The organism is Streptomyces sp. NBC_00158 (genome assembly GCF_045160885.1).
Classification (GTDB): Bacteria; Actinomycetota; Actinomycetes; order Streptomycetales; family Streptomycetaceae; genus Streptomyces.
This window is the reverse complement of sequence record NZ_CP108161.1, coordinates 6,846,049-6,872,934: the sequence shown is the minus strand read 5'-3', so window position 1 is coordinate 6,872,934 and position 26,886 is coordinate 6,846,049. Positions and strand designations below refer to the sequence as shown.

The following is a 26,886-nucleotide window of genomic DNA, read 5'->3' as shown; positions in this document are numbered from 1 at the left end:
TAGTGATCAGCCCGCGCAGATCACGTCGTCGAGCGCGATCGGCCGGGAGTCGAGGCGGACGTACGCGGTGAAGGTGTCGGTGGCGCCGGAGTCCCAGGTGGTGGTGACGGTGGCCCAGCCGACACCGGCCGCCTGCGCCACCGTGGCCGGCCCGATGGCGATGTCCCGCGGGACGCCGTGGGCGCAGAGCACGACGTCGGCGTCCGGACTGTGGGCCTGTTTCTCCTTCAGCTGCTGCGAGATCCGCTGGCTGCGGTCCCCGGCGGAGGGGCCGTGGTCCCCGTAGAAGGCGGTGAGGAAGGTGGTGATCTCCTCGGCGGTGTGGTGGTGGTGACCGTGGTGGTGGAGGGACCAGCGCGGCACCGGGTCGGCGAGGGCGGCTGCCGGGACCGACGACGCGATCACGGGGAACAGGGCGGCGGACAGTGCGAGCAGCAGGGCACCCGGGCGGTAGGGGATGAGCGTCATGTCCGGTTTGTAGCCGCCCGTTCCCGTCGGCATTCACGGGCGCGGCGCGGGCTCACTCCGGTGGGCGTGGAGATTCACCGCAGAAACGACCCTCCCCCTGCGCCGACCGGCCCCGCGCGGCCCGGTCGGTAATCCGTTCGCCGCGCCGGGGCGGTTCTGCGTAGGGTCGGCGCATGGGGAAGCCGCTCGTCGCAGTGTTCAGTGGGGCCGGGATGTCGACCGACTCCGGGATCCCGGACTACCGGGGGCCGCAGGGGTTGTGGCGCGCCGACCCGGACGCCGAGAAGCTCGTGACGTACGAGTACTACATGGCCGACCCGGAGATCCGGCGCCGCTCCTGGCTGATGCGCTCCGAGCTCTGGGCCCTGGCGCCCCGGCCGAACGCCGCGCACCTGGCGGTGGCCGGGCTGGAGCGCTCCGGCACCCCGGTACGGGTGATCACCCAGAACGTGGACGGCCTGCACCAGCTCGCCGGGATGCCCGCGCGGAAGGTGTTCGAGCTGCACGGGACGGCCCGCGAGGTGGTCTGCACCGCCTGCGGCGCCCGGTCGGGCACGGAGGAGGCGCTGGCCCGGGTGGCCGCCGGGGAACCGGATCCCGCCTGCCTGGCGTGCGGGGGGATCCTGAAGACGGCGACGGTGATGTTCGGCCAGCACCTGGACGCCGAGGTGCTGGCGCGGGCCGTGGCCGTGGCCAAGGGGTGCCAGGTGTTCATCGCCGTCGGGTCGACCCTCCAGGTCCAGCCGGCCGCCTCGCTCGCCGGTATGGCGGCCGAGGCCGGAGCCCGGCTGATCATCGTCAACGCGGAGGAGACCCCGTACGACCCGCTGGCGGACGAACTGGTCCGCGAGCCGATCGGCACCGCCCTCCCGGCCCTGCTGGCCCGGTTCGCGTAGCGGCCCGGCCCGGCGCTCGGCTCAGGGGGTGTCCAGCTGGGCGGCGAGCCCGTCCAGGAGGAGGCCGAGGCCGAGTTCGAAGCCCCGGTCGTCGAGCCCGGCCAGGCCCGAGCCGGTGGCGGCGGCGCCGGTGAGCGCGTCGGCCAGGGCCGGGTAGTCGGGGCGGTAGTCGGCGGGGGCACGGCCGAACCCCGCCGTGAAGGTCTCCAGGGCCGAGCCGAGGACCAGGTAGTCGACGGCCGCCGCGGCTTCGGCGGCCCGGTCCGGGGTGCATCCCGCCCGGACGAGCGCGGCGAGCAGCGCGTCGTAGCCGCGCAGCGCCTTGTCGGCGGCGACCTGCCGGCGGGCCGCCGGGGCGATGGCGTTCGGGTGGCGCAGGTAGACCTGCCGGTATCCCCGGGCGTACGCGGCGATCCCCTCGCGCCAGCGCGGTCCGTCGAGCGGGCCGAGGTCGATCTCCTCGTTGATGAGCTCCGAGACCGCGTCCAGCACGTCGTCCTTGGAGGCGACGTGGTGGTAGAGCGAGGCGCCGCGCACGCCGAGGCGGTCGGCCAGGGTGCGCATCTTCAGGGCCTGGGGGCCCTCCTCGTCGAGCAGGTCCAGGGCCGCGCGCGCGATGTTCCCGCGGTTGAGCAGCGGCTGGTTGGGTCGGCCCACGGTGATCCCCCTCGTTGATCCGCCGCCAGGTTACCGGGAGGGAGGGGTTCCCAAGAGGTCCGGGCCGGGTTATGGTCCCCGCATTCCCGATACCTAACAACGTTAGATTTACGTCCGGAGCACTCCGGCCCGCCCGGGTGCGGGCGCCGGCGCTCCCCCTCCTCCAGAGGTGCGCATGCCAGACCTTTCCCCCGTCGTCCCCAGCCCGGACGCCCCGCGGGACACCGACGCCGCCCGCCTGAGCGACCTGGGCTACGAGCAGGAGCTGAGCCGCAGTCTCGGCGTCCTCGGGAACATCGCCATGGGCTTCGCCGTGGTCTCGCCCGTGGTGGCCCTGTACGCCGTCTCGATGGTCGGCACGACGATCGCCGGGCCCGCCTGGGTGTGGGCGCTGCCGGTGGTCCTGCTCGGGCAGTGCCTGGTGGTCAACGTCTACGCCGAGCTGGCCTCGCAGTGGCCGCTGGCCGGCGGCCCCTACCAGTGGGGCCGACGGCTGCTGGGTCCGTCGTTCGGCTGGATGAGCGGCTGGGTCTGGCAGTTCGCGGTGATGTTCGGCAACACGACCGTGGCGTACCTGGCGGCCCCCTGGGTCTTCGCCCTCGTCGGCGTGGTGCCCTCGCCGGGCGCCCTGGTCGCGGTCGCCGCCGGGATCCTGGTGGCCTGCATGCTGGTCAACGCGTACGGCATCCGGATCCTGAGCTGGTTCGTCTCGCTCGGCATCGCCGCCGAGGCCGTCGCCTCCGTGCTCGTCGGCCTCACCCTGCTGCTGTTCTTCCGCCAGCACGGCTTCTCGATCTTCACGCAGACCCTGGGCGCCGAGGAGCTGTCCGGCGGGTCGACCGTGACGGCCTTCCTGGCCGTCCTCGCCGTCGCCGGCTGGGGCTTCATCGGCTTCGACGCCTGCGTCTCGACCGCCGAGGAGACCAAGGACGCCGGGCGCCAGGTGCCGCGCGCCATGTGGTGGGCCCTGCTCAGCGTCGGCCTGGTCGTCATCCTCAACGCGATGGCGGTCGCCCTGGCCCACCCGGACCCGCGGGCCGTCGTCGCGGGCGAGGACCTCGACCCGGTGACCACCGCCGTGGTCACCGCCTTCGGCTCCTGGTCCGACAAGCCCTTCGTGGCGGTGGTCCTGATCGGCTTCCTCGCCTGCGCCATGGCCTCCCAGGGCGGCGCCGCCCGCGGGGTGTACTCGCTGGCCAGGGACGGGGTGTTCCCCTTCTCCCGGCAGGTCCGCCGGGTCAACCGGCGCCGGGCCCCCATCGGCGGGCTGGTCACCGCCACCCTCGTCAGCTGTACCGGCCTGCTGCTCGGCCTGAACGCCACCGCCATCGGCAGCCTGATCGCCTTCGGGACCGCGGCCACCTTCCTGCCGTTCTTCCTGGTGACCCTGGCCGCCCTGATCGCCCGGCTGCGCGGCACGTGGGCCCCGTCCGGGCACATCAGGCTCGGCCGCAAGGGGACCTTCCTCAACGTGCTGGCGGTGCTCTGGACCGCTTTCGAGGTGGCCAACGTCTGCTGGCCGCGTGCGGTCCTGGCCCCGCCGGGAGCCCCCTGGTACCAGATCTGGGCCGGCCTGCTGGGCATCGGAGCGGTGATCACCGCCGGCCTTCTCTACCTCACCCTCAAGAAGCCGCAGGACACGCTGCGCGCTGCCCGGGCCCGCGAGGAACGGGCAACGGCGGCCCCCGCCGCACCCGCCGCCGAAACCGCCTGACCCCGGCGGGTGTCCGGCACACCTGCCGCCGGACACCCGCCGGCCCCGCCCCCTCCCCTCCACCAGAAGGAGAAATGTCATGCACCTGCCACGCGTGACCCGGCGCGGCTTCGGCGCCGCCGCCCTTGCGGCCGCCGCGTACCCCGTCTTCGGCGGCCCGGCCCCCGCCTTCGCCGAGGACGCACAGGCCAAGGGCGCCGAGCGGTACCACGCCCCGGCCGAATGGGAGCCGCACTCCGCCTGCGTCATGGCCTGGCCGTGGGACAGGAACGTCGGCTGGGGCGGGCTGCTCACCGACGTCCAGGGCGAGATCGCGGGCATCGCACAGGCCGTCGCCCGCTTCGAAACGGTCGTGATGGTCGCCGAGCCGGGCCAGGCGGCACAGGCCCGCGCCCGCTGCGGCAGCTCGGTCACCGTCATCGAGCACCCCGTCAACGACTGCTGGGCCCGCGACACCGGCCCCGTCCTCACCGTGAACGAGGGGCGGACCCGCTCGGCCGGCCTGGACTTCGGCTTCAACGGCTGGGGCGGGAAGTACCCGTACGACAAGGACGACTTCCTGCCGGTCGGCGTCTGTACGTACCTGGGCGTCCCGCGGCAGCCCGTGGACATGGTCCTGGAGGGCGGATCCGTGATCACGGACGGCCAGGGCACCCTCATCACCACCGAGGAGTGCCTCCTGAACCCCAACCGCAACCCGGGCATGACCCGTGCGCAGATCGAGGCCGCGCTCCTGGCCTCGTACGGGGCGGTCAAGGTGGTCTGGCTGCCGTACGGCCTGGCCGGCGACGACATCACCAACGGCCACGTCGACCTCGTCGCCGCCTACCTCGGCCCGGCCAGGCTGCTGCTGCACACCCAGCCCGACCCCGCCGACCCCAACCACGACCGGATGGCCGCCAACAAGGCGGTGCTGGACGCCGCGACCGACGCCTGCGGGCGGCCCTTCCAGATCGTGGAGATGCACCACCAGCCGAAGTTCCGGCACAACGGGCTGATGGTGCGGACGTTCAGTTACACCAACTTCTACGAGACGGGCGGCAACGTCGTCGTGCCGACGGCGGGCGAACCGGCCGACGCCCGTGCACTCGCCCAGTTCGCCGTGCTCTTCCCGGGCCGCCAGGTGGTCGGCGCCCCGGCCCGCAACCTCGCCTGGGGCGGCGGGGGCGTCCACTGCGTGACGCAGCACGTTCCGCGCGTGCGCTGACCCGCGCGCGCCGGCCCCGTCCGGTCTAACCCGCGTCCGCCGCCCGGCGCATCGCGGCCACGTCCAGCTTCTGCATCTCCAGCATGGCGGCCGTGGCACGGGCGGCGCGGCCCGGGTCCTCGTCGCTGATCAGCTCGATGACGCCGGGCGGGACGACCTGCCAGGAGAGGCCGTACCGGTCCTTGACCCAGCCGCAGGCGGACTCCTGGCCGCCGTCGGCGGTCAGCGCGGCGTAGTAGTAGTCCGCCTCCTGCTCGTCGGAGCAGTGGATCTGGAAGGAGACGGCCTCGCTGAAGCGGAACTCGGGGCCGCCGTTCAGCCCGACGAACTTCTGGCCGTTGATCTCGAACTCGACGGTCACCACGGTGCCGGCCGGGCCGGGGCCGGCCTCGTTGTAGCGGAGGGTGCGCAGGATCCGGCCGTCCTTGAAGACGGACAGGTAGTAGTCGGCGGCGGCTTCCGCTACGCCGTCGAACCACAGGCACGTGGTGAAACCCTGGGTGGTCATGACTGCCTCCGGGCGGGTGGGTGAGGGGGCTGGAACGCCGTCCCTCACATACAGACCGGTCCCGCGCCCGAAACTCATCGGGGGGCGCGGGACCGGTCCGTACGTTCACCCGTGAGGGCTACATCCCGAGCATGCGGTCGACGACCTTCTCGGCGGCGTGGCCGTCGGCGAGGTCGCAGAACTCCTCGCGGAACGCGGCCCGCGCCCGCGCGTACTCGGCGCCCACGGAGTCCACGTCGCGCACGGCCGCGATCAGGCTCTCCGAGTCCGCCAGCAGCGGGCCGGGGGCCTTCTCCTCCAGGTCGAAGGTGAAGCCGCGCAGGGTGTCGCGGTAGTGCTCCAGGTCGTACGTGAACAGCAGGATCGGCCGGTCGGTCAGCGCGAAGTCGAAGAGCACGGACGAGTAGTCCGAGATCAGGACGTCGGCGACGAGCAGCAGGTCCGTGGTGTCGGGCCAGCGCGAGACGTCGACGACGAAGCCGTCGCGCACGTCGTCGCGGAGCTGCTCGGTCACCCGGTAGTGGCCGCGGACCAGCAGGACGTGGTCCTCGCCCAGCTCGCGGCGGGCCGCGTCCAGGTCGATCCGCAGGTCGAGCTTGTACCCGCCGGAGAACCCTTCGCGGTTCTCGCGCCAGGTGGGCGCGTACAGGACGACCTTCTTGCCCTCCGGCAGGCCGAGCCGCCGCCGGATCTCCTTGATCCGCTCGGCGTCCGGGCGTACGAGGGCGTCCGTGCGCGGGCTGCCGACCTCGATGACCTCGCCCTTGTAGCCGAGGGCGCGCTGGAGGACGGGCGTGGCGTACGAGCCCGGGGAGGCGAGCAGCGTCCACTGGCCGCTGTCGTGCTCCAGGCCCTCCAGGACCTCGGGGCTGGTGTAGTAGTCGTGCGTGTAGTCGTAGCCGATCTGCTTGATCGGCGTGCCGTGCCAGGTCTGGACGACGGTCTGGCCCGGGCGGCGCAGGAAGTGCGACGGCACGCTGTCGTTGACGACGTAGTACCGGGCGCGGGCCAGGACCTCCCAGGCCTCCAGGCTGTCGTACTGGACGGCGCGCGCGGTCGGCGGGACCTCGGCCCGGCCGTCGCGGACCAGCCAGACGTGGTCCAGCTTCTCGCCCCGGCGCACGAGCTCCTCGTGGATGGCGCGCGGGGAGTCGCCGGCGGCGTGGCCCTGGAAGGTGTCGTAGACGACCATGTCCTTGACCGGCAGCCGGCGCTGGGCCGGGTAGGTCTCGTCGCGGGCGATCCGCTGGGAGTGGCGGGAGCGGTCGTGCGGGCTGATCAGCGGGTCGCTGACCAGGACCATGCGGTCGCGCAGGCGGGCCTCGACGCGCATCCGGCGGCCCAGGACCGTGACGGCGTGCGGGCCGGAGTTCAGCGCGGGCGCGATCAGCTGGACGGGCGCGCCGCGGTCGACGCCGAGCAGGCCCGCGGTGGTGCCGCCCTGGGAGACCGGGCGCATGGTGGGCCACCAGCGGCCGGCCGGGATGGTGGTGCGGCCGGCGTACGCCTCGGGCAGCACGGGCTGGAAGGAGGCTTCGAAGCGGTCGCCGTCACGGGTGACGGGGTAGCAGAACTCCGTGCCGTGCTGGTCGTGGAAGACCAGTTCGTACGCCTCGTCGGCGTGGGCCTCCGGGGCGTGGAGGACGCCGGCCAGGGTCAGGGTGCCGTCGCGCGCGGTGACGGTGTCGACCAGCGGCGGGGTGGGCTGGACGGAGAGGACGAGGTGTCCGGTGGTGCCGCGCTTGGCGAAGACGGCGCGCTCCCCCGCGGTGCCGGGCAGCGGTGCGACGAGACCGGCGAAGCCGCCGCGCTCGTCGTGGGCCAGGGGGTGGCGGGTGCCGTCGGCGCGGACGACCGTGAGCTCCCACGGCTCGGGGGTCCAGCCGCCGGGCTTGGTCTCGGCGGCCGGGACGGCCGCCAGCTCGGCGAGCGGAACGGCCGCGGTGAAGGCGGTCCGGCCGCCGGACGCGGCGGCGCCGGTGGTCAGCGGGACCGTGAAGGCGGTGCCGGTGAGGGTGTGCTGGGCGTGCAGGGTGGCGCCGGCGCCGACCTCGGCGGCGAGCTCGCCGACGAGTTCCAGGGTGCCGTCGCCGCGGCGGACGTCCAGGACGCGGGCCCGGACGACCTCGACGCGGACGGTGAGGGAGCTCGCGACGGTCGGCAGGATGCGGACGTCGGGGGTGGCCCAGTGGGCCGGCGGGGCCATGCCGCTGTCGTGCTCGCCGCCCTTGAGGCGGGCGCGGTGCAGTCCTCCGGCGCCGGTGACGGCGATGGAGGTGGTCCATATGCCGTCGTGCCACTTGCCGCCCGACTGGAAGACGGTGGGGTCGACGACGGCGGTGAAGCCGGCCCAGTCGGCGTGCCGCAGGGCGAGGTGCGGGGTGTTCACCGTGGCCATCGGGGAGGCGACGGTGCGGGCGCTGACGACGTTGCGGCGGCGCTTGCCCTGCTCGCGGAAGACGAGCATCTTGCGCGAGCCGAGACGGCTCTCGGCGCCCATGTGGCCGGGGAGGGCGTAGCCGCGCAGCAGGAGCTTGCCGTCGCTCCAGACGGCCTGCTCCAGGCGGCTGACGACGCGGCGCTCGCGCGCGCCGAGGGTCAGCAGCTTCTGGGGGACCGGTGCCTTGAGGAAGGGGTAGTCGGCCTGCGGGCGGGCCAGTCCCTTGACCGGGACGCTGTAGCTGAAGTCGCTCTGGTGGCGCGTGAGGGCGATGAACTCCTCGACCCGGCCCTCGCGGGCCAGGTACGCCTTGAGCCGGTCGGCGACGGTCAGCTCGGACCACGGCCCGGTGCCGATCTCCCGGACCAGGCCGCCGACCTCCTTGACGAAGGCGGCGCGGAAGTCGGGGCCGCCCTCGCCCACGTACTTGTAGATGAGGGGCAGTTCCTCGCTGAGCACGTTGTAGTCGTAGTCGCGCAGGTAGCGGGCGTACTTCTCGCCTGACTTGGCGAGCAGGGCCTCGCGGACCAGCCGGATCGAGGTGACGCGGTCGATGACGGAGACCGGGTCGGTGGAGCGCTGGGTGATGGAGCGCTCGCCGGTCTCGCGGACCCGCCAGTGGTAGACGACGTCGCTGATGATGTCGACGCTCTTGGCGAAGTAGTGCGCGGGGATGCTGACGGGGGCGTCCTCGTAGAGGATGCCCTCCGGGTACTGGAAGCCGTGCTCCTCCCAGAAGCCGCGGCGGTAGACCTTGTTCCACGCGGTGCGGTCGGTGACCAGCGCCGGGAACTTCGAGATGTGGGTCTTGGGCCGGTCGTTCGCGAACGCGACCCGGTGGCCCCAGGACTGCTGCATGCCGACGGACCGGAAGCGGGTGACGTTGCCGGCGGCGAAGTCCGAGCCGGTCTCGTCGAGGGAGTCGATCATCCGCTGGTAGGCGTACGTCGGCATGGTGTCGTCGCTGTCGACGAAGGCGATGTACTCGCTGCCCGGGGTCGCGTGGCGGAAGCCCACGTTCCGTGCGGCACCGAGGCCGGCGTTCTCCTGGAGGACCACCCGGAACCGCTTGTCACCCTCAGCGAAGGCCTTGGCGATCACCGTACTGGTGTCGGTGGACCCGTCGTCGACGATCACGACCTCGAAGTCGGTGAACGTCTGGGCTGCTATGGATTCCAGGCACTCGTCGAGATAGAGCTCGACGTTGTAGACGGGTACGACGATGCTCAGGCGCGGGGGCATGGGTGGCGGGTTCTCCAGCGTTTTTTGGCTTTGTCGACGGGCTCGAAGATCAGCTGATTACAGCATCTTACTCTGTAACAGGATGATAAAGTCCGCCCATCTCGGACATATCCCCAGGTCCGCCGGGGCGGACGGCAAAGAATTCCGCCGCCCGCCACCGCGCCGTCACGGCCCCGGGGCCGTCGTCAGATGTCCAGATCGGCTTCGATCTTCTTCAGCTGGAGCCTGGCCATCGCGAGGTTCGCCCGCCCGCGGTCGAGCGCGAGGTAGAGGAAGAAGCCCTCGCCGCTGCGCCCCTTCAGCAGCCTGATCAGGTGGTACTGACTGCCGAGCGTGATCAGGATGTCCTCGATCTCGTCCTTCAGGCCGAGCATCTCCATCGTCCGGACCTTGGCCCGGACCACGTCCGTGTTGCCCGCGGCGGCCACCGACAGGTCCAGGTCCTTGTTCCCGCCGACGGTGCCCAGCGGCATGCCGCTGCCGTAGTCGACGAGGGCCGCGCCGAGGGTGCCCTCGATGCCGGCGGCTTCCTTGAGAGCGGTCTCCACGTTGATCATGGAATTCTTCCTCTTTCCGCAGTGGCCCGTACCGGTACGGGCCGGATGGTTTGCTTTCGCGTACTACCTGTTTGCTGCCGTAGATGGTCAGGGGCCTTCGGGAACCCGGCCCGGGGGCGCGGCGCCCGCGGGCGGCCCCTCGGGGCCGCGGCGGCCGAGGGTGTCGTCTATGAGCTCGGTGATCCGCAGGGTGGAGCGCCGGGCCTCCAGGTGGAGGCGGCCCACGTTGACGCGCGGGTCGGCGATCAGGGTGAGGACGGCCGCGTCCCCGGCGGCGTAGGTGGCGACGTATCCGTGTTCGCCGCGTACGAGGAGCTCGCGGAAGCCGCCCTGCCCCGTGCAGTCGCTGAGCCGCTGGGCCACGCCGAGGGCGGCCGCGGTCAGGGCGGCGAGGGACTCGGCCTGGTCGGCGCTCTCCTTGGCGAGCACCAGGCCGTCGGCGCTGGCGGCGAGTACCCCGGTGAGCTGGGGCACGCGGGCCCGCAGCCGCCGGAGCTCGGCGAGTATGTCGGCTTCGGCCTCGGCGGGCACCATCGGCGGGCTCATGTCGGCCTTCCTCTCTTCGGGCCGCCTCTCCTCGGGCTGCCTCCGCTCGGAGCGGTCGGCTCGCAGAACCGGTCGCAGCGGGAGCCTCACAGGCTTGCCTCCAGTGCGTCGCGTAACCGGCGGAGCAGCGCCACGTCCGGGGGTTGGGCCTGGGTCATCCAGTCGGGCAGGGGTTCGGGCGGCGGCGGCACGGTGGCCGGCGCGGCCGGGTGCGGGGTCTCGACGAGGCCGGCCGCGGCGAGTCTTCGCACCTCCAGCAGGGTGTGGAAGGCGGGGCGGCCCAGCACCCACGCGAGGTCGGCGGGCGTGCGTACGCCGTCGGCCTGCTCCAGCAGGAGGCGCTGCCGGGCGGTGACGGTCTGGCCGGGCGCGGCCTGCCTCGGCACCACCGGACAGATGTCGAGCAGCGGGTAGGGCCACACCGAGTCCAGCAGTTCGCGGCGCCGGCAGGTCTCGCGTTCCACGGCGGCCGCCGGGACGGAGCGGACGGAGCCGATCCAGTGGGTGGCGCCGCGGCGGAACCGCGAGGGGCCGCTGCCCGGGGAGAGCGCGAAGAAGGCGGCGTCGAAGATCGCCGCGAGGTGGCAGATCTCCAGTTCCCCGCCGGCCAGCCGGCCGTTGTCCACGAGGAAGCGGCCGACCTGGCGGCGGGCGCCGGCCTCGTTCACGGCCTCGGTCCAGCGCTCGGGGGCGAGGCCCCCGCCGGCGGTGAGCAGGACGTCGAGGCCCGGGGTGGAGGGGCTCTCGGCGTGCACGACGCGGCCGTCCTCCAGGAAGAGGGTGCCCCGGTCGCGCAGCAGGGCGCCGGTGGCGCGCTCGGCGGCGAGCCGGGTGAGCAGGGGGGAGACCGCGGTGGCGGCGGCGGTTGCGGCGGTCATCTCAGGACCAGTCCTTCGGCGAGGGCGCGGAGTCGGTGCCGGGCGAGGGCGAGGTTGCCGTCGGTGCGGTCCAGCCACAGGTGCAGGAAGACGCTGCTGTCGAAGCTGGTCTCGACGAAGCGGAGCACGTGGTAGCCGCTGCGCGTGGTGACGATCAGGTCCTCCACGGGCGGGCCGGGGGCGTCCGCGTCGTCCGGACCGGGCGCGAAGGACTCGTACTCGGCGGCCGCGCGGGCCAGTTCCGCGGTCTCGGCGGCCGTGGTCTCGTGGTCGCCGACGGGCGAGTCGCCGGCGGTGCCCAGGGCCAGTCCGCTGCTCCAGTCGACGAGCGCGGCGCCCCGCGCACCGGGCAGCGCCATGGCTTCGAGCAGGCATTCGTCGATCCCAGGCACGCGGGCTCCCCTCCCGGCCGGACGTGCTGGTCGCACGGTCGTACGGCGTGACAGGAGGGAACTTACTCAAGTTCCACACTGTGGACGGGGGTTCTGGCATTTTCCGCTGGAACATGCGCGGTAGCGCGCGACACCTTGGCCGGAACCCGTTCGTTTTTGATCAAGACTGTAAATCCGACGCCCGCCCCACCCCCGCCGAACACCCGTCCCACCGCCGACACGCCGGTCAGCCGGCGGGCCGCTCCGGGAGCAGACGCTCCACCATCACGCCGAGGAGCTCGCCCACGGGGTGGGATTCGAGCAGGGCGGGGATGGTGAGGTCGTCGACGATCAGACCCTGCATGGCGAAGTAGAGCAGGGCGACTCCCGCCCGGTCCCCGGGCAGGCCCGCGTCCAGGTGCCAGGCGATGTTCTCCTCCAGCTCGGCGGCGAGGAAGGCGGACAGCTCCGCCTGGAGTTCGGGCCGGCGGGTGGCCTCCAGGCGCAGCTCCAGCACGGCGGTGTGGACGCTGCGCTCGCGGCGGATCCGCCCGAGGAGCCGGCCGAGCAGCACCTCGGTGTCGAGGGGGCCGGCCAGCTCCGCGGGTTCGGGGGTGAGGCGTTCGCGGGTGCGGTGCAGGATCTGCACCAGCAGCTGGCCCCGGTTGGCGAAGTAGTTGGAGGCGGTGCCGGTCGGCACCCCGGCCTCGGCGTCCACGGCGCGCAGGGTCAGGCCGCGGGAGCCCTCGCGGGCCAGGACCTCGATGGCGGCGTCGAGGAGCGCGGCTCGGCGCTGCGGATTCTGGCGCATGGGGGTTCCCGGGGGTTGCTGTCGGCGTGGAGCGCGTGCCCGTGAGCACTGCACCCACAGTACTCTGCGTCCGCCCAAGGACCGGACCACAGGGCTCCGAAGCCTCCCCACGGCGGCGTCCGCCGTGTCACCCTGCCCGTCATGGACCGGATCATCGAGGAGATACGCGAGGACCTGAGCCGCCGGATCGCCGTCGCGGCGGACCGGATCGCCGACCGGACGCTGACCGAGGATCCCGCCTACGCCGCCCTGACCGGGCGCGCCGAGCTGCGCGAGCGGATCCACCACACCCTCCACCAGGCCGTCGACGGCCTGGTCCGCAGCTCCCGGGGGCTGCCCGTCGAGCTGGCCGGCGCCCGGGCCACCGGCGCCCTGCGCGCCGGGCAGGGGCTGCCGCTCGAATCGCTGCGGCGGACCTACCGGTACGGCGGGCGGCTGCTGTGGCAGAGCCTGACCGAGGCGGTGGCCGCGCACGACCGGGCGGCGCTGCCCCGGCTGCTGCCGGGGGCGGGCGCGCTGTGGGACGTACTGGACCAGATGACGGAGGCGGCCTCGGAGGCGTACCGGCTGGCCGAGGCCGAGCGGGCCGGGCGCGAACGCGAGCGCCGGGCCGCCCTGCTGGACGCGCTGCTGGACGGCTCCGGCCCGGTGGCGGAGGCGGCCGCGCAGCTGGGGCTGCCGGAGCGGGGACGCTTCGCGGTGATCGCGCTCGCCCCGGCCGGCGGGGGCGGCCCGCCCCCGCCGGAGGGCGGTCCGGGCGCGGGACCGGGCTCAGGGCCCGGCGCGGGACTCGGATTGGGCTCAAGCTCGGGGGCCGGGTCGGGGGCCGGCTCGGGGGCCGGGTCGGGGCCCGGCTCGGGGGCCGGGTCCCCCCGGGTGCTCTGGCGGGTGCGGGCCGACGGGGAGAGCGGGCTGGCCGATCTGGGCCACCAGCCGCTGGAGTCCCTGCGCGCGCTGCTGGCCCCGCTCGGCGTGCGCGCCGGGGTCAGCCCGGTGGTCGGGACCCCGGCCGAGCTGGCCGGGGCCCGCCGGCTGGCGGTCCTCGCCCTGAGCACCGCCGCGCCGGCCGCCGCGCCCGGGGCCGCCCTGCTGGACGAGCGGCTCCCGGCGGCGCTGGTGGCGGCGGACCCCGAACTCGCCGCCCGGCTGCGGCGGGTGGTGCTGGGGCCGGTGCTGGAGCTGCCCGCGGAGGACGCCCGGCTGCTGCTGACCACGCTGGGCACCTGGCTGGCCTGCCAGGGCTCGACCACGCACGCCGCCCAGCGGCTGTACTGCCACCGCAACACCGTCTCGAACCGGCTGCGCCGGCTGGAGCGGCTCACCGGCCGCGCACTCTCGGACCCGGCGCACGTGGTGGAACTGGCCCTGGCCCACGCGGCCGCGGCCCAGGTCCCCGCCGCGGCTACCGCCCCTGCGGCTCCTCGTTGCGGGCCGACTCCAGCAGGTACGGAACGTCGATCACCGCGATCCCCGGGGTGAACAGCAGGCGCGCCTTCAGCCTCAGCGCGTTCTGGTTGTGCAGGGGCTGCTCCCACCAGTGCCCGACCACGTACTCCGGGATGACCACCGAGAGCGCGTCGGTCCCCTCGGCGGCCGCGGCCTCCTCGATGTACGCCAGGACCGGTCCGACGACCTCCCGGTAGGGGGAGTGCAGCACCTTGAGCGGGACGCCCGGGTCGTGCTCGGCCCAGGCCTCGCGCAGCTGCCGGGCGTCCTCCTCGTCGGCGGCGACGGACAGGGCGGTCAGGGTGTCGGGCCGCAGTCCCTGGGCGTAGCCGAGGGCCCCCAGCGTCGGGGCGTGCACGTTGGCGACGAGGACGACGACGTGGTGGCGGGAGGGCATCCGGGGTTTGACCCCGGGGGCCACGGCCACCTGGCGGGCGACCTGGTCGTAGTGGCGGCGCACCCCCTTCATGCCGAGGAAGAGGGCGGGCATCGCGATGACGACCAGCCAGGCCCCGTGCGTGAACTTGGTGATCAGGACGATGACGAGGACGAGGGCGGTCATGACCGCGCCGACGGCGTTGATGGCGAGGCGGCGGTGGATGTGGACGCGTCCGGACCGGGGCGTGGCGGGTGAGGCGAGTTCGCGCCGCCAGTGCCGGACCATCCCGGACTGGGAGAGGGTGAAGGAGACGAAGACTCCGATGATGTAGAGCTGGATGAGTCGGGTGAGCTGGGCGTCGAAGGCGACGATCAGCGCGATGGCGGCGAGCGCGAGCAGGACGACGCCGTTGGAGTAGACGAGCCGGTCGCCGCGGTTGAAGAGCTGGCGGGGCGCGTACCGGTCCTTGGCGAGGATCGAGGCCAGCATCGGGAAGCCGTTGAAGGCGGTGTTCGCGGCGAGGATCAGGACGCCGGCGGTGACGGCCTGGAGCAGGTAGAAGAGGAAGTGCCGGCTCCCGAAGGTGGCGCGGCCGATCTGGGCGAGCGCGGTGGACATCGGGGTGCCGGCGGGCAGGCCCAGTTCGGTGGGGTCGGCGGCCGCGTGCACCTGGTAGACCATGGCCAGGACGGTGATGCCGGCGAACATGGTCACGGAGAGCGCGCCCATGGCGGCCAGGGTGGTGGCGGCGTTCTTGGCCTTGGGCTTCCGGAAGGCGGGTACGCCGTTGCTGATGGCCTCGACGCCGGTGAGGGCCGTACAGCCGGAGGCGAAGGCGCGCATCGCGAGGAGCACCACGGCGAGGCCGGTGTAGGTACCGGCGGCGGTGATCGGGAGGTGGGCGGACTCGGCCCTGATGGTGTCCCCGGTGGCGAGCCGGACGGCGGCGACGGCGAACATCAGGTAGATGACGAGGACGAACCCGTAGGTGGGGACGGCGAAGACGCGCCCCGACTCGCGCACGCCGCGCAGGTTCATCAGGGTGAGCAGCACCACGAAGCCCACGGACAGGGCGACTTCGTGGTCGCTGAGGGAGGGGATCGCCGAGGTGATGGCCGCGACCCCGGAGACGACGGAGACGGCGACGGTCATCACGTAGTCGACGAGCAGGGCACTGGCGGCCGTGAGGGCGGCGGTCGGCCCCAGGTTCTCGGAGCTGACGACGTAGGCGCCCCCGCCGCCGGGGTAGGCGTGGCAGGTCTGCCGGTAGGAGGCGATGACGACGACGAGCAGGAAGACGATGGCGGCGGCCGCGTACCAGGTGAGGTGGAGCAGGGCGACTCCGCCGAGGGCGAGGATCAGCAGGATCTCCTCGGTGGCGTAGGCCACGGAGGAGAGCGGGTCGCTGCAGAAGATCGGCAGCGCGAGCCGTTTGGGCAGCAGGGTCTCGCCCAGGCGCGCGGTGTCGAGGGGTTCACCGACCAGCACGCGTTTCGCATTGATTCGCCTCATTCCGGCATAATCATCCATTTCAACCGGACAGCAGGCGTTCCTGGGCTGTGTCCCGGGGCGGGGCGTTGCGCCGAACGGCCCAGTGGCGATCTTGCGGGGGCGCTGCGATGGTGATCGGGTCGGCTGTCGCGCGATCTTCCCCCAACCCGGCGACCGCCCCGACGGAAGGAGACGGCCGTGTACGCAGCTGTCGACCTGGCGTACGACTACCCGGTGCTGGGCGCGTTCTGGACCGTGATGTGGATCTTCCTGTGGGTCATGTGGCTGATCCTGCTCTTCAGGGTCGTGGTGGACGTGTTCCGCGACCACGACATGAGCGGCTGGGTCAAGGCGGCCTGGCTGCTGTTCCTGTTCCTCATCCCGTTCCTGGGCGTGCTCGTGTACGTCATCGCCCGCGGCCGGGACATGGGCAGGCGGGAGATCAAGCACGCACAGGAGCAGCAGGAGGCCTTCAACGCCTACATCCGGGAGACCGCCGGCTCGGCGACTCCCGCCAAGGCCGGTGCCGACGACCTGTTCAAGCTCTCCGAGCTCAAGGCCAAGGGCGAGCTGAGCGAGGAGGAGTTCCAGAAGGCGAAGCAGAAGCTGCTCGCCTGACCGGAACCCCTCCCGCCCGCGCCGCGGCCGTCACATCCTGGCGGCCGCGGCGCGGATCGCCTCGCGGATCTTGAAGTAGGTGCCGCAGCGGCAGATGTTGGCGATGGCGTCGATGTCCTCGTCGGTCGGTTCGGCGGTCCGCTTCAGCAGCGCCACCGCGGCCATGATCTGACCGGGCTGGCAGAAGCCGCACTGGGCTACGTCCTGTTCGAGCCAGGCCTCCTGGACGGGGTGCAGCCGGTCGCCGTCGGCGAGCCCCTCGATGGTGGTGACCCGCTTGCCCGCGCAGGCGGACACGGGCACCACGCACGGGCGGACGTCTACGCCGTCGAGGTGGCTGGTGCAGGCCTTGCAGACGTCCACCCCGCAGCCGTACTTGGGGCCGGTGACGCCCAGCATGTCGCGGAGCACCCACAGCAGGGGCAGGTCGTCGGGGGCGTCGACGGTGACGCTCCGGCCGTTGACTATGAAGGTGTGCAGAGGCACGGGGCGTACTCCAGCGGTCAGCGCGGGTAGGGGGTGAAGTCGACGTCGAAGTCGAGGGGGAAGCTGCGGGGCTTGGAACCGGTGGCCCGGGCCCAGGCGTTGGCGATGGCGCCCACGGCGGCGGGCACCCCGAGCTCGCCCGCGCCGCCCGGCTCCGTGCCGGTGGCCGGGAGCACGAAGACCCGTACGTCACGCGGGGTGTCGCGCTGCTGCGCCCAGTGGAACTGGCTGTAACTGCCCTCCAGCGGGAGCCCCTTGTCCAGGTGCAGCCCGGCCCGCAGGGTGGTGGAGATCGCGTCGGTGAGACCGCCGATCATCTGGGCCTCCAGTCCGCGCGGGTTGACGGGCAGGCCCACGTCGACGGCGATGACGGCCTTGGTGACGCGGACCCGCTCCGGGTCGCGGGCGTCGATCTCCACCAGGCAGGCCGTGCGGGACTTGTACTCCTCGTGGAAGGCGATGCCCTGCGCGCAGCCGGCCGGCATGGCGCGCCCCCACTCCCCTTCGGCGGCCGCCTTGTCCAGCACCGCGCGCTGGGCGTCGGTCTTGAGGAAGGTGCGGCGGAAGCGGTACGGGTCCTTGCCGGTGGCGGCGGCGAGTTCGTCCACCACGATCTCCTCGGCGCCCCGGGTGTTGGCCGAGTACACCGAGCGCCAGGAACCGGTGGGGATGCCCGTCGGCACCTCGGTCAGGGCCTGGGTGGTGAGCCCGAAGTGGTACGGGGACTTCACGGTGGTGAGGAAGAGGGTCTGCGCGAGGGTGGCGTTGCCGATTCCGGAGGGCAGGCTCGCGGCGGTGGCGGTGATGATCTCCCCGAGTCCGTGCCGGAAGTCGGTCTCGGCGGCGGCCACCCGGTGCTCGAAGCTGAGGACCTCGCCGAGCAGGTGGGTGGCGCGGATCCGGTGGTGGGTGGCGGGGCGCATCCGGCCGTGCCGGGTGTCGTCCACGCGGGTCCACATGAGCTTCACCGGACGGCGGCAGGCCTTGGAGACCCGGGCGGCCTCCAGGGCGGCGTCGAAGAACAGCCGCCGGCCGAAGGAGCCGCCGGCCTGGACCACGTGCACCTTGACCTTGTCCAGCGGGAGTCCGAGCTCCGCGGCGATGGTCTCCCGGGCGACGATCGGGGACTTGAGCCCGGACCAGATCTCGGCGCGGTCGTCGCGGACGTCGGCGACGGCGGAGTTGGTCTCCATCGGGGCGTGGCTGACGAAGGCGAAGTCGAACTCGGCGTCCACGTACGGGGTGAGCAGCGGCGGCACCAGCAGCGGCGGGGTGGCGGCGCGCAGCTTCGTACGGATTTGCGCGTCCGAGAGCTGGTCGGCCGGGCCCGGGCCCCAGTCGACCGTGAGGGCGGCCTTGGCGGTGAGGGCCTGCCCGAACGTTTCCGCCACGACGGCGACACCGGTCTTGACGGTCACCACGTCCAGCACGCCCGGCATGGCCCGCACCGCCGCGAGGTTGGTGACGGCGCGGACGGTGCCCCCGAGGGAGGGCGGGCGGCGCAGCACGCAGGGCTTGGCACCCGGTACGTCGAGGTCGAGGGTGTACTTCTGGGCGCCGGTGACCATGGCGCGGGCGTCGATCCGCCGGGTCGGGGTGCCGATGAGGGCGTGCTTGGCCGCCGGCTTCGGGGAGGCGCCCAGGACGAGCAGGCCTGGCGCGGCGGCGGCCGCGGAGAGGCTGCCGTAGCCCGCGGTGCGGCCGTCGGGGGCCCGTACGGCGCCGCCCGCGGTGGTCAGCGCGGCGGCGGAGAGGCCCCAGCGGGCGGCGGCCGCGGCGACCAGGCGGGCCCGCGCGGTGGCGGCGCACTGGCGGACCGGCCCGTACAGCGAGCGGATCGAGTTGGAGGAGCCGGTGAGCTGGTTGAACAGCAGCTCCGGGCGGGCGTCGTCCAGTTCCACCCGGACGGTGTCCAGCGGCGCGTCCAGCTCCTCGGCGACCAGCATGGCCACGGCGGTGGTGAGGCCCTGGCCGACCTCCTCGCGCGGCAGCCGGAAGCGGACGGTGCCGTCCTTCTCCACGGCGAGCGCCAGCAGGGCGGAGGTGGGCGCGCCGGCCAGGATGAACAGGTCGCCCAGGTCCACGATGTCGGCGATGGCCGGCAGGGTCGGTATCACGGCGTGCGCGGCCTGGGGCGCGAGCAGGTCGGCCCCGGCCCGGGTGACCAGGGCCAGCGTGGGCGCCGCGACCAGGTGGGTCAGGAAGGAGCGGCGGCTGCGCCCGGTCGGCGTGCTGCTCTGTTCGGTCATCCGGTCGTGTCCCCAACGCTCCCAGGGTCCGTGGAAACGGACCTCCCCCGGCTCATTACCGACACGTAGGGTAGCGATCACCGGGAGAGGTGGGAAGCGCGGTGCGGAACGGGGTCCTTCGTTCGAGTGGTGCCCCTGACGGGCCGGGGACTCCGGCGGGTGACGGGATCCGGGACGCGGAGGGCTCGTACACGTCGACCGTACGATCGACCGCCTGGCGCCGGAGGGCTCTTTTCCGGCCTCGGGCGCACCACGGGATGAAGGGCATCACGGCGGACGAGCTGATGGCCGCCCACCGGGCGGACCTGGCGATCCGGGCGGACGAGAAGGTGCAGTTCGAGCGCGCATGGGCGGACCCCGCCTCCGGCGAGGTCTACTGCCTGTCCGAGGCCCCCTCGGCGGACGCCATCCGCCGGATCCACGAGCGCGCGGGACACCCCGCCGACGAGATCCACCCGGTGCCGCCGATGGTGTGACGGAGCGGTCGACTCCGGCCGGACACGGCGTGAACACGGCCCGGAGCGGGCAGGAACGGCACGGAACGACCACCACGACTGTCCGGAAATGTTCGTACGGACTGGAGGTAACCGGGAGGCCTTCGGCATATGCCCCGAGCAAGACCGTTACGGATGTTGCCAAACGCCTTACGGGCACTCTGCGGCTGTGCCACAGTCGTAGTCGGTCCACAGCCGTCACCGGTCGTCCTCCGGGACCTGGCCGAGCCGCGTCTGTATCGCCGCGCCTGCATCGGAGTCATCATGCCGTCCCACCTGTACGCGGACCGTCCCGCGCAGCCGCCCGAGCCGGGATCGGTGGACGCACTGATCTCGCAGACCCGCCGGCTGCGCGGCGAGGTGGACGCGGTCCGCCGCGACACCGTCGTGGACGACGACGACGCCCAGGGCCGCTGGCAGCGCGCGCTGTGCGACCTCGCCGTGCACCACCTCGACGACCTCGGCCAGCACCTCGGCCAGCTCAAGGAGGGGCTGCCGCCCGCCCCCGAGCCCGTCGAACTCCCCGCGGCGGCCCCGGAGGCCACCCAGGAGGACCGGCAGACCCGCGTCGGCAGCGCCGAGTGGAACCTGCTGACGGACGAGGTCACCTGGTCCGAGGAACTCTTCCAGATCTTCGGACGGCCGCCCGAGGCGGGCCCGCTGCCGCTGGACGAACTGGGCTCCACCCTGTTCTCCGAGGACCAGCCGCTGATGACCGCGATGGTCACGGACTGCCTGGTCGACGGGAAGCCGATAGACGGCGAGTTCCGCATCGTCCGCGCCGACGGGCGGGTCCGGACGCTGCACATGAGGGGCGAGCCGGTGCTCGACTCCGACGGCTGCACGGCCTCCATGTGGGCCGTGCTGCGGGACGTGAGTGAACTGCGCCGGAGCCAGCGGGCGGTGCGCGAGTCACGGGACTCGCTCCAGCGCCAGCGGGAGATCGCGCAGACCGAACACCGGCTGGCGGTCGAGCTGCAGGAAGCCGTGCTCCCCCCGTGGCGCGGCTCCCTGCGGTTCCCGCACGAGAACGCGGGCACGATGGACGTGGCCGCGCACTACCTGCCCTCCGCGACCAGCGCGCTGATCGGCGGCGACTGGTACGACGCCCTCGAACTGCCCGACGGACGCTCCCTGCTGACGGTCGGGGACCTGACCGGGCACGGGGTCAGCGCCACCTCCGGGATGGCGATGATGCTCGGCGCCCTGCGCGGGATGGCCATGGCCGGGATCGAGCCCGGCCCGCTGATGGGCTGGCTCAACCAGCTGCTGGAGACCTCCGTGCAGCCGGCCCTCGGCTCCGCCGTCTGCTGCCGCTACGACCCCGCCCGCCGGGTGCTCTCCTGGGCCCAGGCCGGGCACCCCGCGCCCCTGCTGTTCCGGCGCGGCCAGGGCCGGGCCCTGCAACCCCCGGAGGGGGTGCTGCTCGGGGCCACCTCGGGGGCCGTGTACGGGCAGGCCGAGGAGCAGCTCGAACTGGGCGACGTACTCGTGCTGCACACGGACGGACTGACCCCGCGCAGCATCGAGTTCAGCCGGGCGGACGGCACCGAGCGGCTGCTGGCGCTCGCGCCGAGGTTCTCGGAGGCCCGGTCGGCGCGGGACTGCGTACGGATGGTCACGGAGGAGTTCGGCGAGAGCGAGCGCGAGGACGACGCCTGCGTACTGGTCGCCCGGATCGGCGGCTGACGGCGGCAGGGGAAGTCCGGGAATTCCAGGGGGGCCGCGCCGACGAGGCGCGGCCCCCCTCCTCCGTCTCACCGTCTCCCCGTCGTTCCCGCTCCCCCGCCTTCCCTTCCGTCCTTCGCGACACCGGTACGGCCCGGCCCCTAGACCTCCGCGCCGCGGGCCACGGGGGCGGGGCTGTCGGGGAGGGCCAGCTCGATCTCCTCGCGCAGGTCCCCGATGCCCGCGTACCCGGCGTACTGGCCGGTCAGCCGGTACATCTCGCGGAGCCGGTCCCATGTCCGGTGCGAGGAGGTCTCGTTCATCGAGACCAGCGCGAGCCGGGCGTAGCGGTCCGCCTGTTCCGGGTCGTCGGCGATGAAGCAGGCCGAGGCCATGGAGATGTAGTCGAAGATCTGCGAGCGCTGGTAGCCGTCGCCGCGCAGCCGCAGCGCCTCCCGCGCGTGCCGGGCCGCGATGGGCGCCGCCGTGGCGTCGTGGTCGGCGAGGGTGCGGTAGGCCAGGGCCTGCATGCCGTGCAGGTCGGCCTCGTCGAAGTGCTGCATCCAGGAGGGCGGCGGTACGTCGCCCTTGTCGGACACGAAGAGGTCCTCGGCCTCGCCCAGGGTGCGGCGCATGGCCTGGCCCTTGCCCATGGCGGCCTGGGCCCAGGCCTCGATGGTGTGCAGCATGGCGCGGGTGCGCGGCAGGGTCTGCTCGCCGGAGCCGGACTGCGCCAGTTTCATCAGGTCCAGGGCCTCGTTCGGCTTGCCGAGGTGGACCATCTGGCGGGCGGCGCGGGAGAGGGCCTCGCCGGCGCGGGGGCGGTCGCCGCCCTCGCGGGCCGCGTGCGCGGCGATGACGAAGTACTTCTGCGCGGTCGGTTCGAGGCCCACGTCGTGCGACATCCAGCCCGCGAGCACCGCCAGGTTGGCCGCCACCCCCCACAGCCTGCGCTGGAGGTGGTCCGGGTGGTGGTAGGCCAGCATGCCGCCGACCTCGTTCAACTGGCCCACGACGGCCTTGCGCTGGAGCCCGCCGCCTCTGGAGGCGTCCCAGGCCCGGAAGACCTCGACGGAGCGTTCGAGGGCCTCGATCTCCTGGGAGCCGATGGGCGCGGCCTCGTAGCGGTCGTAGCCCGCCGGATCGGCCTGGTAGGGGTCACCGAAGGTCTTCGCGTTCTTGGCGCCGGCGGGCTCGGTGTGCAGCCAGTCGTACATGGCGTTGCTGAGGGCTGAGCCGGCGGTGAGCGCGGCTCCCGCGCCCATCAGGCCGCGACGGTTGAGCATGAGGTCCATTCCCGTGAATTCGGTGAGGACCGCGGCTGTGCGTTCGGGCGCCCAGGGCACTCCGTCGGGGTTCTCCTGAACCCCTTCCGGCTGCCGTTTGGTGGTGCGCCGCTGCCGTACGAACCCGAGGTCCTCGATGGTCACGACACGACCGAGCCGCTCGGTGAACAGTGCTGCCAGTACCGTGGGAACCGGTTCGCGCGGGGTCTCCCCCATGTCGATCCAGCGCCGCACCCGCGAGGTGTCGGTGGCCAGCTGGTGGTGGCCCATCGCGGCCGCCTGCCGGTTCACCATCCTCGCGAGTTCGCCCTTCGACCAGCCGGCCAGGCCGAACAGGTCGTTCAGACGGGTGTTTGGACCTTTGCTCACGTCAAGCCCCCAGGTTCTCGGCTGAGTTGACAGTAACCCCCTGTCAGTTCCCCGTGGACTATTCGCCAGGGTTCGCCACCCGCCGCCCCGTGGTTCGCCACCTGCGGGCGGGTGTCAGGTAGGAATGCGCCTCCCCGACCCGGTTCACCGGCGGAACTCCCCAGGGTGAAGTACGGGATCCGGCGGGGCGGCGTACGCACTCGTCGGCGCACGAAGGGAACCGTAAACGCCATGTACGCAGCAACGTCCTCCGTGTCCGCCCCGGTACGCCAGCACCGCACCCTCCAGGCGGGGGGCGGCTCGTACATCGAACCCGGCCGCCAGCCGGTACCGGCGCAGGGCGCCGTACGGGCGCGGCGGATGCCGGGCGGCGTACCGCAGCAGCTCAGCGGAAGGATCGACCTCTCCGGGCCGCAGGGGGCGCAGCTGCGCACCGCGCTCGCGTCGGTGCAGCGCATCTGTCCGGAGTTCGCGCCGGTGCAGGTCCTGCGGCGCAGCGGCCGCTCGGTGCTCCTGGTGGGGACGACCGGCCGGATGACCGCGGTGGCGAAGGTTTTACTGGACCACTCGCCCGAGTGGCGCGAGCGGTACCGGCACGAAATAGGGACGTACCGGACCTTCGTCCGGCACCGTCCGCCGGTCCGCGTGCCCCGGCTGATCGCCGCGGACCCGGAGAACTGCGTACTGGTGGTGGAGCGGATGGCGGGCCGGGTCGCCGCGCTCCAGCGGCACCCGGTGGAGGCGCCGCCGCGGACGGACGTACGGGCCGCGCTGGGAGCGGTGTGCCGGGTGAACCAGTGGCGGCCGCCGGCCGACCTGTTCGGGTACCCGGTGGACTACCTGCGGCGGATCTCCCGTGACCACGAGCTGGGGCTGCTGACCGACCGGGACTTCGGCGACCTGCAGAAGCTGCTGCACGGGCTGCGGCCGTCGGGCGTCCAGTGGCAGTTCAACCACGGGGACGCGCTGCTGTCGAACCTGCTGCTCTCCCCGGCCGGCCCGGTGCTCCTCGACTGGGAGCACGCCGGCTGGTACCTGCCCGGCTACGACCTGGCCACGCTGTGGACGGTTCTGGGCGACGCCCCGGCGGCGCGCGGCCAGATCAGCAGGCTGGCGCAGTCGGCCGGCCCGGCGGCGCGGGACGCCTTCCTGGTCAACCTGATGCTGGTGCTGACGAGGGAGATCCGGATGTGCGAGACGGCGGTGCAGCGCTCCATGGTGGCGTCGGCCCCGGACCGGCCGCTGCCCGTGGGCGCCCTTTCCTCCGGGGAGGAGCAGCGTCTTCTGCTCCGCCGGCTGCACGACGACGCGGGGATGGCGCGTAGAGCGGTCCGGGCGGCGGTCGGCACCCGCTGACCGCCGGCCCGCCCGGCCCGTACGGATCCCGTGTTCCGCACACCCTGTGTGCGGGGCGCGGGATCCGGCGTGTCCGGGGTCGGAACGGTGGGTCGGAACGGTTGGGGGGAGCGCGTGACTTGACTTCACATGATCCCGCGAACAGTTTCTCTGACTCGGCATCAGAAACGCCGGAGCCGAGCCGCCGTCCCGTCCTCCCACCCCGCTGGAGCCCGTCCATGACCGAGGCCATGCCCGTGACCACGCCCGCACCCGTGACCGCGTCCGAGAGCCCCGACCGACCCCGCCCCGCCGCCCCTTCCCGCCGGGCGGTCCTCGCCGGTACGGGGGCCGGGGTGCTCGCCGCCGCCGTCCTGCCGGGTGCGGCCGCCCGGGCCGCCGGGAGCGCGCTCGGCGAGTACGACGTCGTCGTGGTCGGCTCGGGGGCGGCGGGGATGACGGCCGCCCTGACCGCCGCCGGGCGGGGGCTGAGCGTGCTGGTGGTGGAGAAGGCGCCGACGTTCGGCGGTTCAGCGGCGCGCTCCGGCGCGGGGATCTGGCTGCCGAACAACTCGGTGATCCTGGGCGCGGGCGTACCGGACACCCCGGAGAAGGCGGCGGCGTACCTGTCGGCGGTGGTGGGGCCGGAGGTGCCGGCCGACCGGCAGCGGGCGTTCCTGGAGAACGGCCCCCGGATGCTGGACTTCGTGATGGCGAACAGCCCGCTGAGGTTCCGCTTCATGGACGGCTACAGCGACTACTACCCGAACCTGCCGGGCGGGCTGCCGAACGGCCGCAGCATCGAGCCCGACCAGCTGGACGGCAACCTCCTGGGCGCCGAACTGGCGCACCTCAACCCGGCGTACATGCCGGTGCCCGCCGGGATGGTGGTGTTCAGCCAGGACTACAAGTGGCTGAACCTCGCGGCGGTCAGCGCGAAGGGGCTCGCGGTGTCCACGGAGTGCCTGGCCCGCGGGACGAAGGCCGCGCTGTGCGGGGAGAAGCCGTTGACGATGGGCCAGTCGCTGGCCGCGGGGCTGCGGGCCGGGCTGCTGCGGGCGGGGGTGCCGGTGTGGCTGAACAGCCCGCTGGTCGAGCTGGTCCAGGAGGGCGGCGCGGTCACCGGGGTCGTGGTGGAGAAGGAGGGCGTACGGGGCGTCGTACGGGCCCGCAGGGGCGTGGTGATCGGCTCGGGCGGTTTCGAGCACAACGCGCAGATGCGGGCCCAGTACCAGCAGCAGCCGATCGGAACGCAGTGGTCGGTCGGCGCGAAGGAGAACACCGGGGACGGGATCCGTGCCGGGCAACGGGCGGGCGCCGCGCTGGCGTTGATGGAGGACGCCTGGTGGGGGCCGTCGATCCCGCTGCCCGGGGAGCCGTACTTCTGCCTGGCGGAGCGCACCCTGCCGGGCGGTCTGATCGTGAACCGGGCGGGCACCCGGTTCGTGAACGAGGCCGCGCCGTACAGCGACGTGGTGCACGTGATGTACGAGAAGGACCGGCGTGCGACGGGCTCGCACATCCCGGCGTGGCTGATCGTGGACCAGAACTACCGCAGCAAGTACCTGTTCAAGGACATCCTGCCGACGCTGCCCTTCCCGGACGCCTGGTTCGAGTCGGGGGCGGCGAGGAAGGCGTGGACCTGGGACGCGCTCGCCGGGCAGATCGGGGTCCCGGCGGCCGCGCTGCGGGCGACGCTGAACCGCTTCAACGCGCAGGCGTGGAGCGGGAACGACGCCGACTTCCACCGGGGGGACACGGCGTACGACCACTACTACACGGATCCGAACGTGGTGCCCAACTCGTGCCTGGCGCCCGTCTGGGCGCCGCCGTTCTACGCGTTCCGGATCGTCCCGGGCGACCTGGGCACCAAGGGCGGCATCGTCACGGACGCCCGGGCGCGGGCGCTGCGGGCGGACGGTTCGGTGATCCGGGGCCTGTGGGCGGCGGGCAATGCGAGCGCGGCGGTGATGGGCCACAGCTACGCGGGGGCCGGATCGACGATCGGGCCCGCGATGACGTTCGGCTACGTCGCGGCGAACGACATCGCGGACACCCCGGCCTAGGCCGGGGCCGGTCCGGGCTAGCCCTGCTGGAACAGCTCGGCGGGGAGCGGCTTCAGCAGCGCGTAGAGGTCGTCGGTGATGGGGCGGTCCCAGCTGGCGATCGTCACGAGGACGTTGTCGCTGCGGTCGAACTGCACGCAGGAGATCCGGCCCTCGGAGAGCTTGACCTTGCGGACGATGAGGAGGTTGTCGCCCTGCATGACGGGGCAGTCCTCGATCCCGGTGACCTCGACGTCCTCGTCGTTCTCCAGGGCGTCGAGGAGCTGGGCCACCTCGAAGGGGACCTGGCCCTCGGCGAGCTCGCGCGCCGGGGACCCCTCGGGGAGGTTGCCGATGATCATCGCGGGGCCGCGGCCGCCGAACAGGTCGTAGCGGAGGAAGACGCCCTGGCAGCTGCCGTCGGGCGCGGGCAGCAGCCCGGCCCCGAGGTTGCCCGGCCAGTCCCCCGGGTCCATGGCCAGGACGTCGAAGTCCGGGCCCGCGGGTGTGGCGGCGCGGTGGCGGCGGAGGAAGGACATGCCGCCATGGTACGTGGCCGCGCGGGTTTTCCGGCGCCGGGGGCTCCCTCCCGGCGCAGCGGGGCGGGGCGGCGGCGGGAGGGGCTCGGGCGGGGGTCCCGGGAGGGCCCCGGGTGCCGGGCGGGAGGGGCACCGGGAGTCCGGGCCCGGGGACGGTCCGGACCGGCGGCGCCGGGGGTATGGGGC

Annotated in this window: 23 protein-coding genes; 9 read left to right on the top strand and 14 right to left on the bottom strand. The window is 73.1% G+C overall.

The genetic code is table 11. From position 1 onward, the window contains the following. Positions 1-6 precede the first annotated feature (6 nt). Positions 7-468, bottom strand: coding sequence for a hypothetical protein (locus tag OG553_RS31475; RefSeq protein ID WP_405982235.1), 462 nt, complete (start codon positions 466-468; stop codon positions 7-9). Positions 469-641: 173 nt separating this feature from the next. Here OG553_RS31475 and OG553_RS31470 point away from each other — a divergent pair, with 173 nt between their 5' ends. Further along, positions 642-1,364 (top strand): SIR2 family NAD-dependent protein deacylase, encoded by a 723-nt coding sequence (locus OG553_RS31470; RefSeq protein WP_405982234.1) that lies wholly within the window; start codon positions 642-644, stop codon positions 1,362-1,364. Between the two features lie 21 nt (positions 1,365-1,385). Here the strand turns inward: OG553_RS31470 and OG553_RS31465 are convergent, their stop codons facing one another. Next, entirely contained in the window at positions 1,386-2,021 is a 636-nt protein-coding gene (locus tag OG553_RS31465; protein WP_405982233.1) for a TetR/AcrR family transcriptional regulator, read from the bottom strand. Positions 2,022-2,196: 175 nt separating this feature from the next. Here OG553_RS31465 and OG553_RS31460 point away from each other — a divergent pair, with 175 nt between their 5' ends. Together OG553_RS31460 and OG553_RS31455 are read left to right on the top strand one after the other, a co-directional pair. Then, a complete protein-coding gene (locus OG553_RS31460; protein WP_405982232.1) occupies positions 2,197-3,735 on the top strand; it encodes an APC family permease in 1,539 nt (512 codons plus the stop codon). Positions 3,736-3,814: 79 nt separating this feature from the next. Beyond that, positions 3,815-4,942, top strand: coding sequence for an agmatine deiminase family protein (locus tag OG553_RS31455; RefSeq protein WP_405982231.1), 1,128 nt, complete (start codon positions 3,815-3,817; stop codon positions 4,940-4,942). Between the two features lie 25 nt (positions 4,943-4,967). On the opposite strand, the gene OG553_RS31450 is transcribed toward OG553_RS31455, so the two are convergent. The 7 genes from OG553_RS31450 to OG553_RS31420 form a co-directional block, all read right to left on the bottom strand. Next, a complete protein-coding gene (locus OG553_RS31450; protein ID WP_405982230.1) occupies positions 4,968-5,450 on the bottom strand; it encodes a VOC family protein in 483 nt (160 codons plus the stop codon). Between the two features lie 118 nt (positions 5,451-5,568). Then, positions 5,569-9,132 carry a CDP-glycerol glycerophosphotransferase family protein gene (locus OG553_RS31445; protein WP_405982229.1) on the bottom strand — a complete coding sequence of 1,188 codons (3,564 nt, stop codon included), beginning with the start codon at positions 9,130-9,132 and terminating at the stop codon, positions 5,569-5,571. Between the two features lie 185 nt (positions 9,133-9,317). Next, positions 9,318-9,689, bottom strand: a complete 372-nt coding sequence (locus tag OG553_RS31440; protein ID WP_405982228.1) for a hypothetical protein — start codon at positions 9,687-9,689, stop codon at positions 9,318-9,320. 87 nt (positions 9,690-9,776) lie between these two features. Beyond that, complete coding sequence (locus OG553_RS31435) at positions 9,777-10,223, bottom strand: roadblock/LC7 domain-containing protein (protein ID WP_405983192.1); 447 nt, start codon at positions 10,221-10,223, stop codon at positions 9,777-9,779. A 98-nt stretch (positions 10,224-10,321) separates the two neighbouring features. Further along, positions 10,322-11,113, bottom strand: coding sequence for a transcriptional regulator (locus tag OG553_RS31430; RefSeq protein ID WP_405982227.1), 792 nt, complete (start codon positions 11,111-11,113; stop codon positions 10,322-10,324). After that, on the bottom strand, positions 11,110-11,505 hold the full coding sequence (locus OG553_RS31425) for a hypothetical protein (RefSeq protein ID WP_405982226.1): 396 nt from the start codon (positions 11,503-11,505) through the stop codon (positions 11,110-11,112). Before OG553_RS31425 ends, OG553_RS31430 begins: the two co-directional genes overlap by 4 nt. Before the next feature lie 226 nt (positions 11,506-11,731). Next, positions 11,732-12,295, bottom strand: a complete 564-nt coding sequence (locus tag OG553_RS31420) for a TetR/AcrR family transcriptional regulator (RefSeq protein WP_405982225.1) — start codon at positions 12,293-12,295, stop codon at positions 11,732-11,734. Between the two features lie 141 nt (positions 12,296-12,436). On the opposite strand from OG553_RS31420, the gene OG553_RS31415 reads away from it, so the two are divergent. Further along, positions 12,437-13,774 (top strand): helix-turn-helix domain-containing protein, encoded by a 1,338-nt coding sequence (locus OG553_RS31415; protein WP_405982224.1) that lies wholly within the window; start codon positions 12,437-12,439, stop codon positions 13,772-13,774. Here OG553_RS31415 and OG553_RS31410 read toward each other — a convergent pair. Continuing rightward, positions 13,698-15,632, bottom strand: a complete 1,935-nt coding sequence (locus OG553_RS31410; RefSeq protein ID WP_405982223.1) for an APC family permease — start codon at positions 15,630-15,632, stop codon at positions 13,698-13,700. The two genes, OG553_RS31415 and OG553_RS31410, sit on opposite strands and share 77 nt — an antisense overlap. Before the next feature lie 237 nt (positions 15,633-15,869). Here OG553_RS31410 and OG553_RS31405 point away from each other — a divergent pair, with 237 nt between their 5' ends. Beyond that, positions 15,870-16,229: an SHOCT domain-containing protein gene (locus tag OG553_RS31405; RefSeq protein WP_405983191.1), complete on the top strand. Its 360-nt coding sequence runs from the start codon at positions 15,870-15,872 to the stop codon at positions 16,227-16,229. 30 nt (positions 16,230-16,259) lie between these two features. Here OG553_RS31405 and OG553_RS31400 read toward each other — a convergent pair whose 3' ends face one another. Together OG553_RS31400 and OG553_RS31395 are read right to left on the bottom strand one after the other, a co-directional pair. Beyond that, positions 16,260-16,715, bottom strand: a complete 456-nt coding sequence (locus OG553_RS31400) for a (2Fe-2S)-binding protein (RefSeq protein WP_405982222.1) — start codon at positions 16,713-16,715, stop codon at positions 16,260-16,262. Between the two features lie 17 nt (positions 16,716-16,732). Then, positions 16,733-18,964, bottom strand: coding sequence for a molybdopterin cofactor-binding domain-containing protein (locus OG553_RS31395; protein WP_405982221.1), 2,232 nt, complete (start codon positions 18,962-18,964; stop codon positions 16,733-16,735). 257 nt (positions 18,965-19,221) lie between these two features. On the opposite strand from OG553_RS31395, the gene OG553_RS31390 reads away from it, so the two are divergent. Both OG553_RS31390 and OG553_RS31385 read left to right on the top strand, forming a co-directional pair. Next, positions 19,222-19,440, top strand: a complete 219-nt coding sequence (locus OG553_RS31390) for an SCO4226 family nickel-binding protein (RefSeq protein ID WP_405982220.1) — start codon at positions 19,222-19,224, stop codon at positions 19,438-19,440. A gap of 282 nt (positions 19,441-19,722) precedes the next feature. Beyond that, positions 19,723-21,147 (top strand): PP2C family protein-serine/threonine phosphatase, encoded by a 1,425-nt coding sequence (locus tag OG553_RS31385; RefSeq protein ID WP_405982219.1) that lies wholly within the window; start codon positions 19,723-19,725, stop codon positions 21,145-21,147. A 140-nt stretch (positions 21,148-21,287) separates the two neighbouring features. On the opposite strand, the gene OG553_RS31380 is transcribed toward OG553_RS31385, so the two are convergent. After that, positions 21,288-22,781 carry a hypothetical protein gene (locus tag OG553_RS31380; protein WP_405982218.1) on the bottom strand — a complete coding sequence of 498 codons (1,494 nt, stop codon included), beginning with the start codon at positions 22,779-22,781 and terminating at the stop codon, positions 21,288-21,290. Positions 22,782-23,012: 231 nt separating this feature from the next. Between OG553_RS31380 and OG553_RS31375 the strand changes: the two genes are divergently transcribed. Together OG553_RS31375 and kstD are read left to right on the top strand one after the other, a co-directional pair. Next, positions 23,013-24,137 carry an aminoglycoside phosphotransferase family protein gene (locus tag OG553_RS31375; RefSeq protein ID WP_405982217.1) on the top strand — a complete coding sequence of 375 codons (1,125 nt, stop codon included), beginning with the start codon at positions 23,013-23,015 and terminating at the stop codon, positions 24,135-24,137. Between the two features lie 230 nt (positions 24,138-24,367). Further along, on the top strand, positions 24,368-26,182 hold the full coding sequence (kstD, locus tag OG553_RS31370) for a 3-oxosteroid 1-dehydrogenase (RefSeq protein ID WP_405983190.1): 1,815 nt from the start codon (positions 24,368-24,370) through the stop codon (positions 26,180-26,182). 17 nt (positions 26,183-26,199) lie between these two features. Here kstD and OG553_RS31365 read toward each other — a convergent pair whose 3' ends face one another. Then, positions 26,200-26,700 (bottom strand): hypothetical protein, encoded by a 501-nt coding sequence (locus OG553_RS31365; RefSeq protein WP_405982216.1) that lies wholly within the window; start codon positions 26,698-26,700, stop codon positions 26,200-26,202. Positions 26,701-26,886 lie beyond the last annotated feature (186 nt).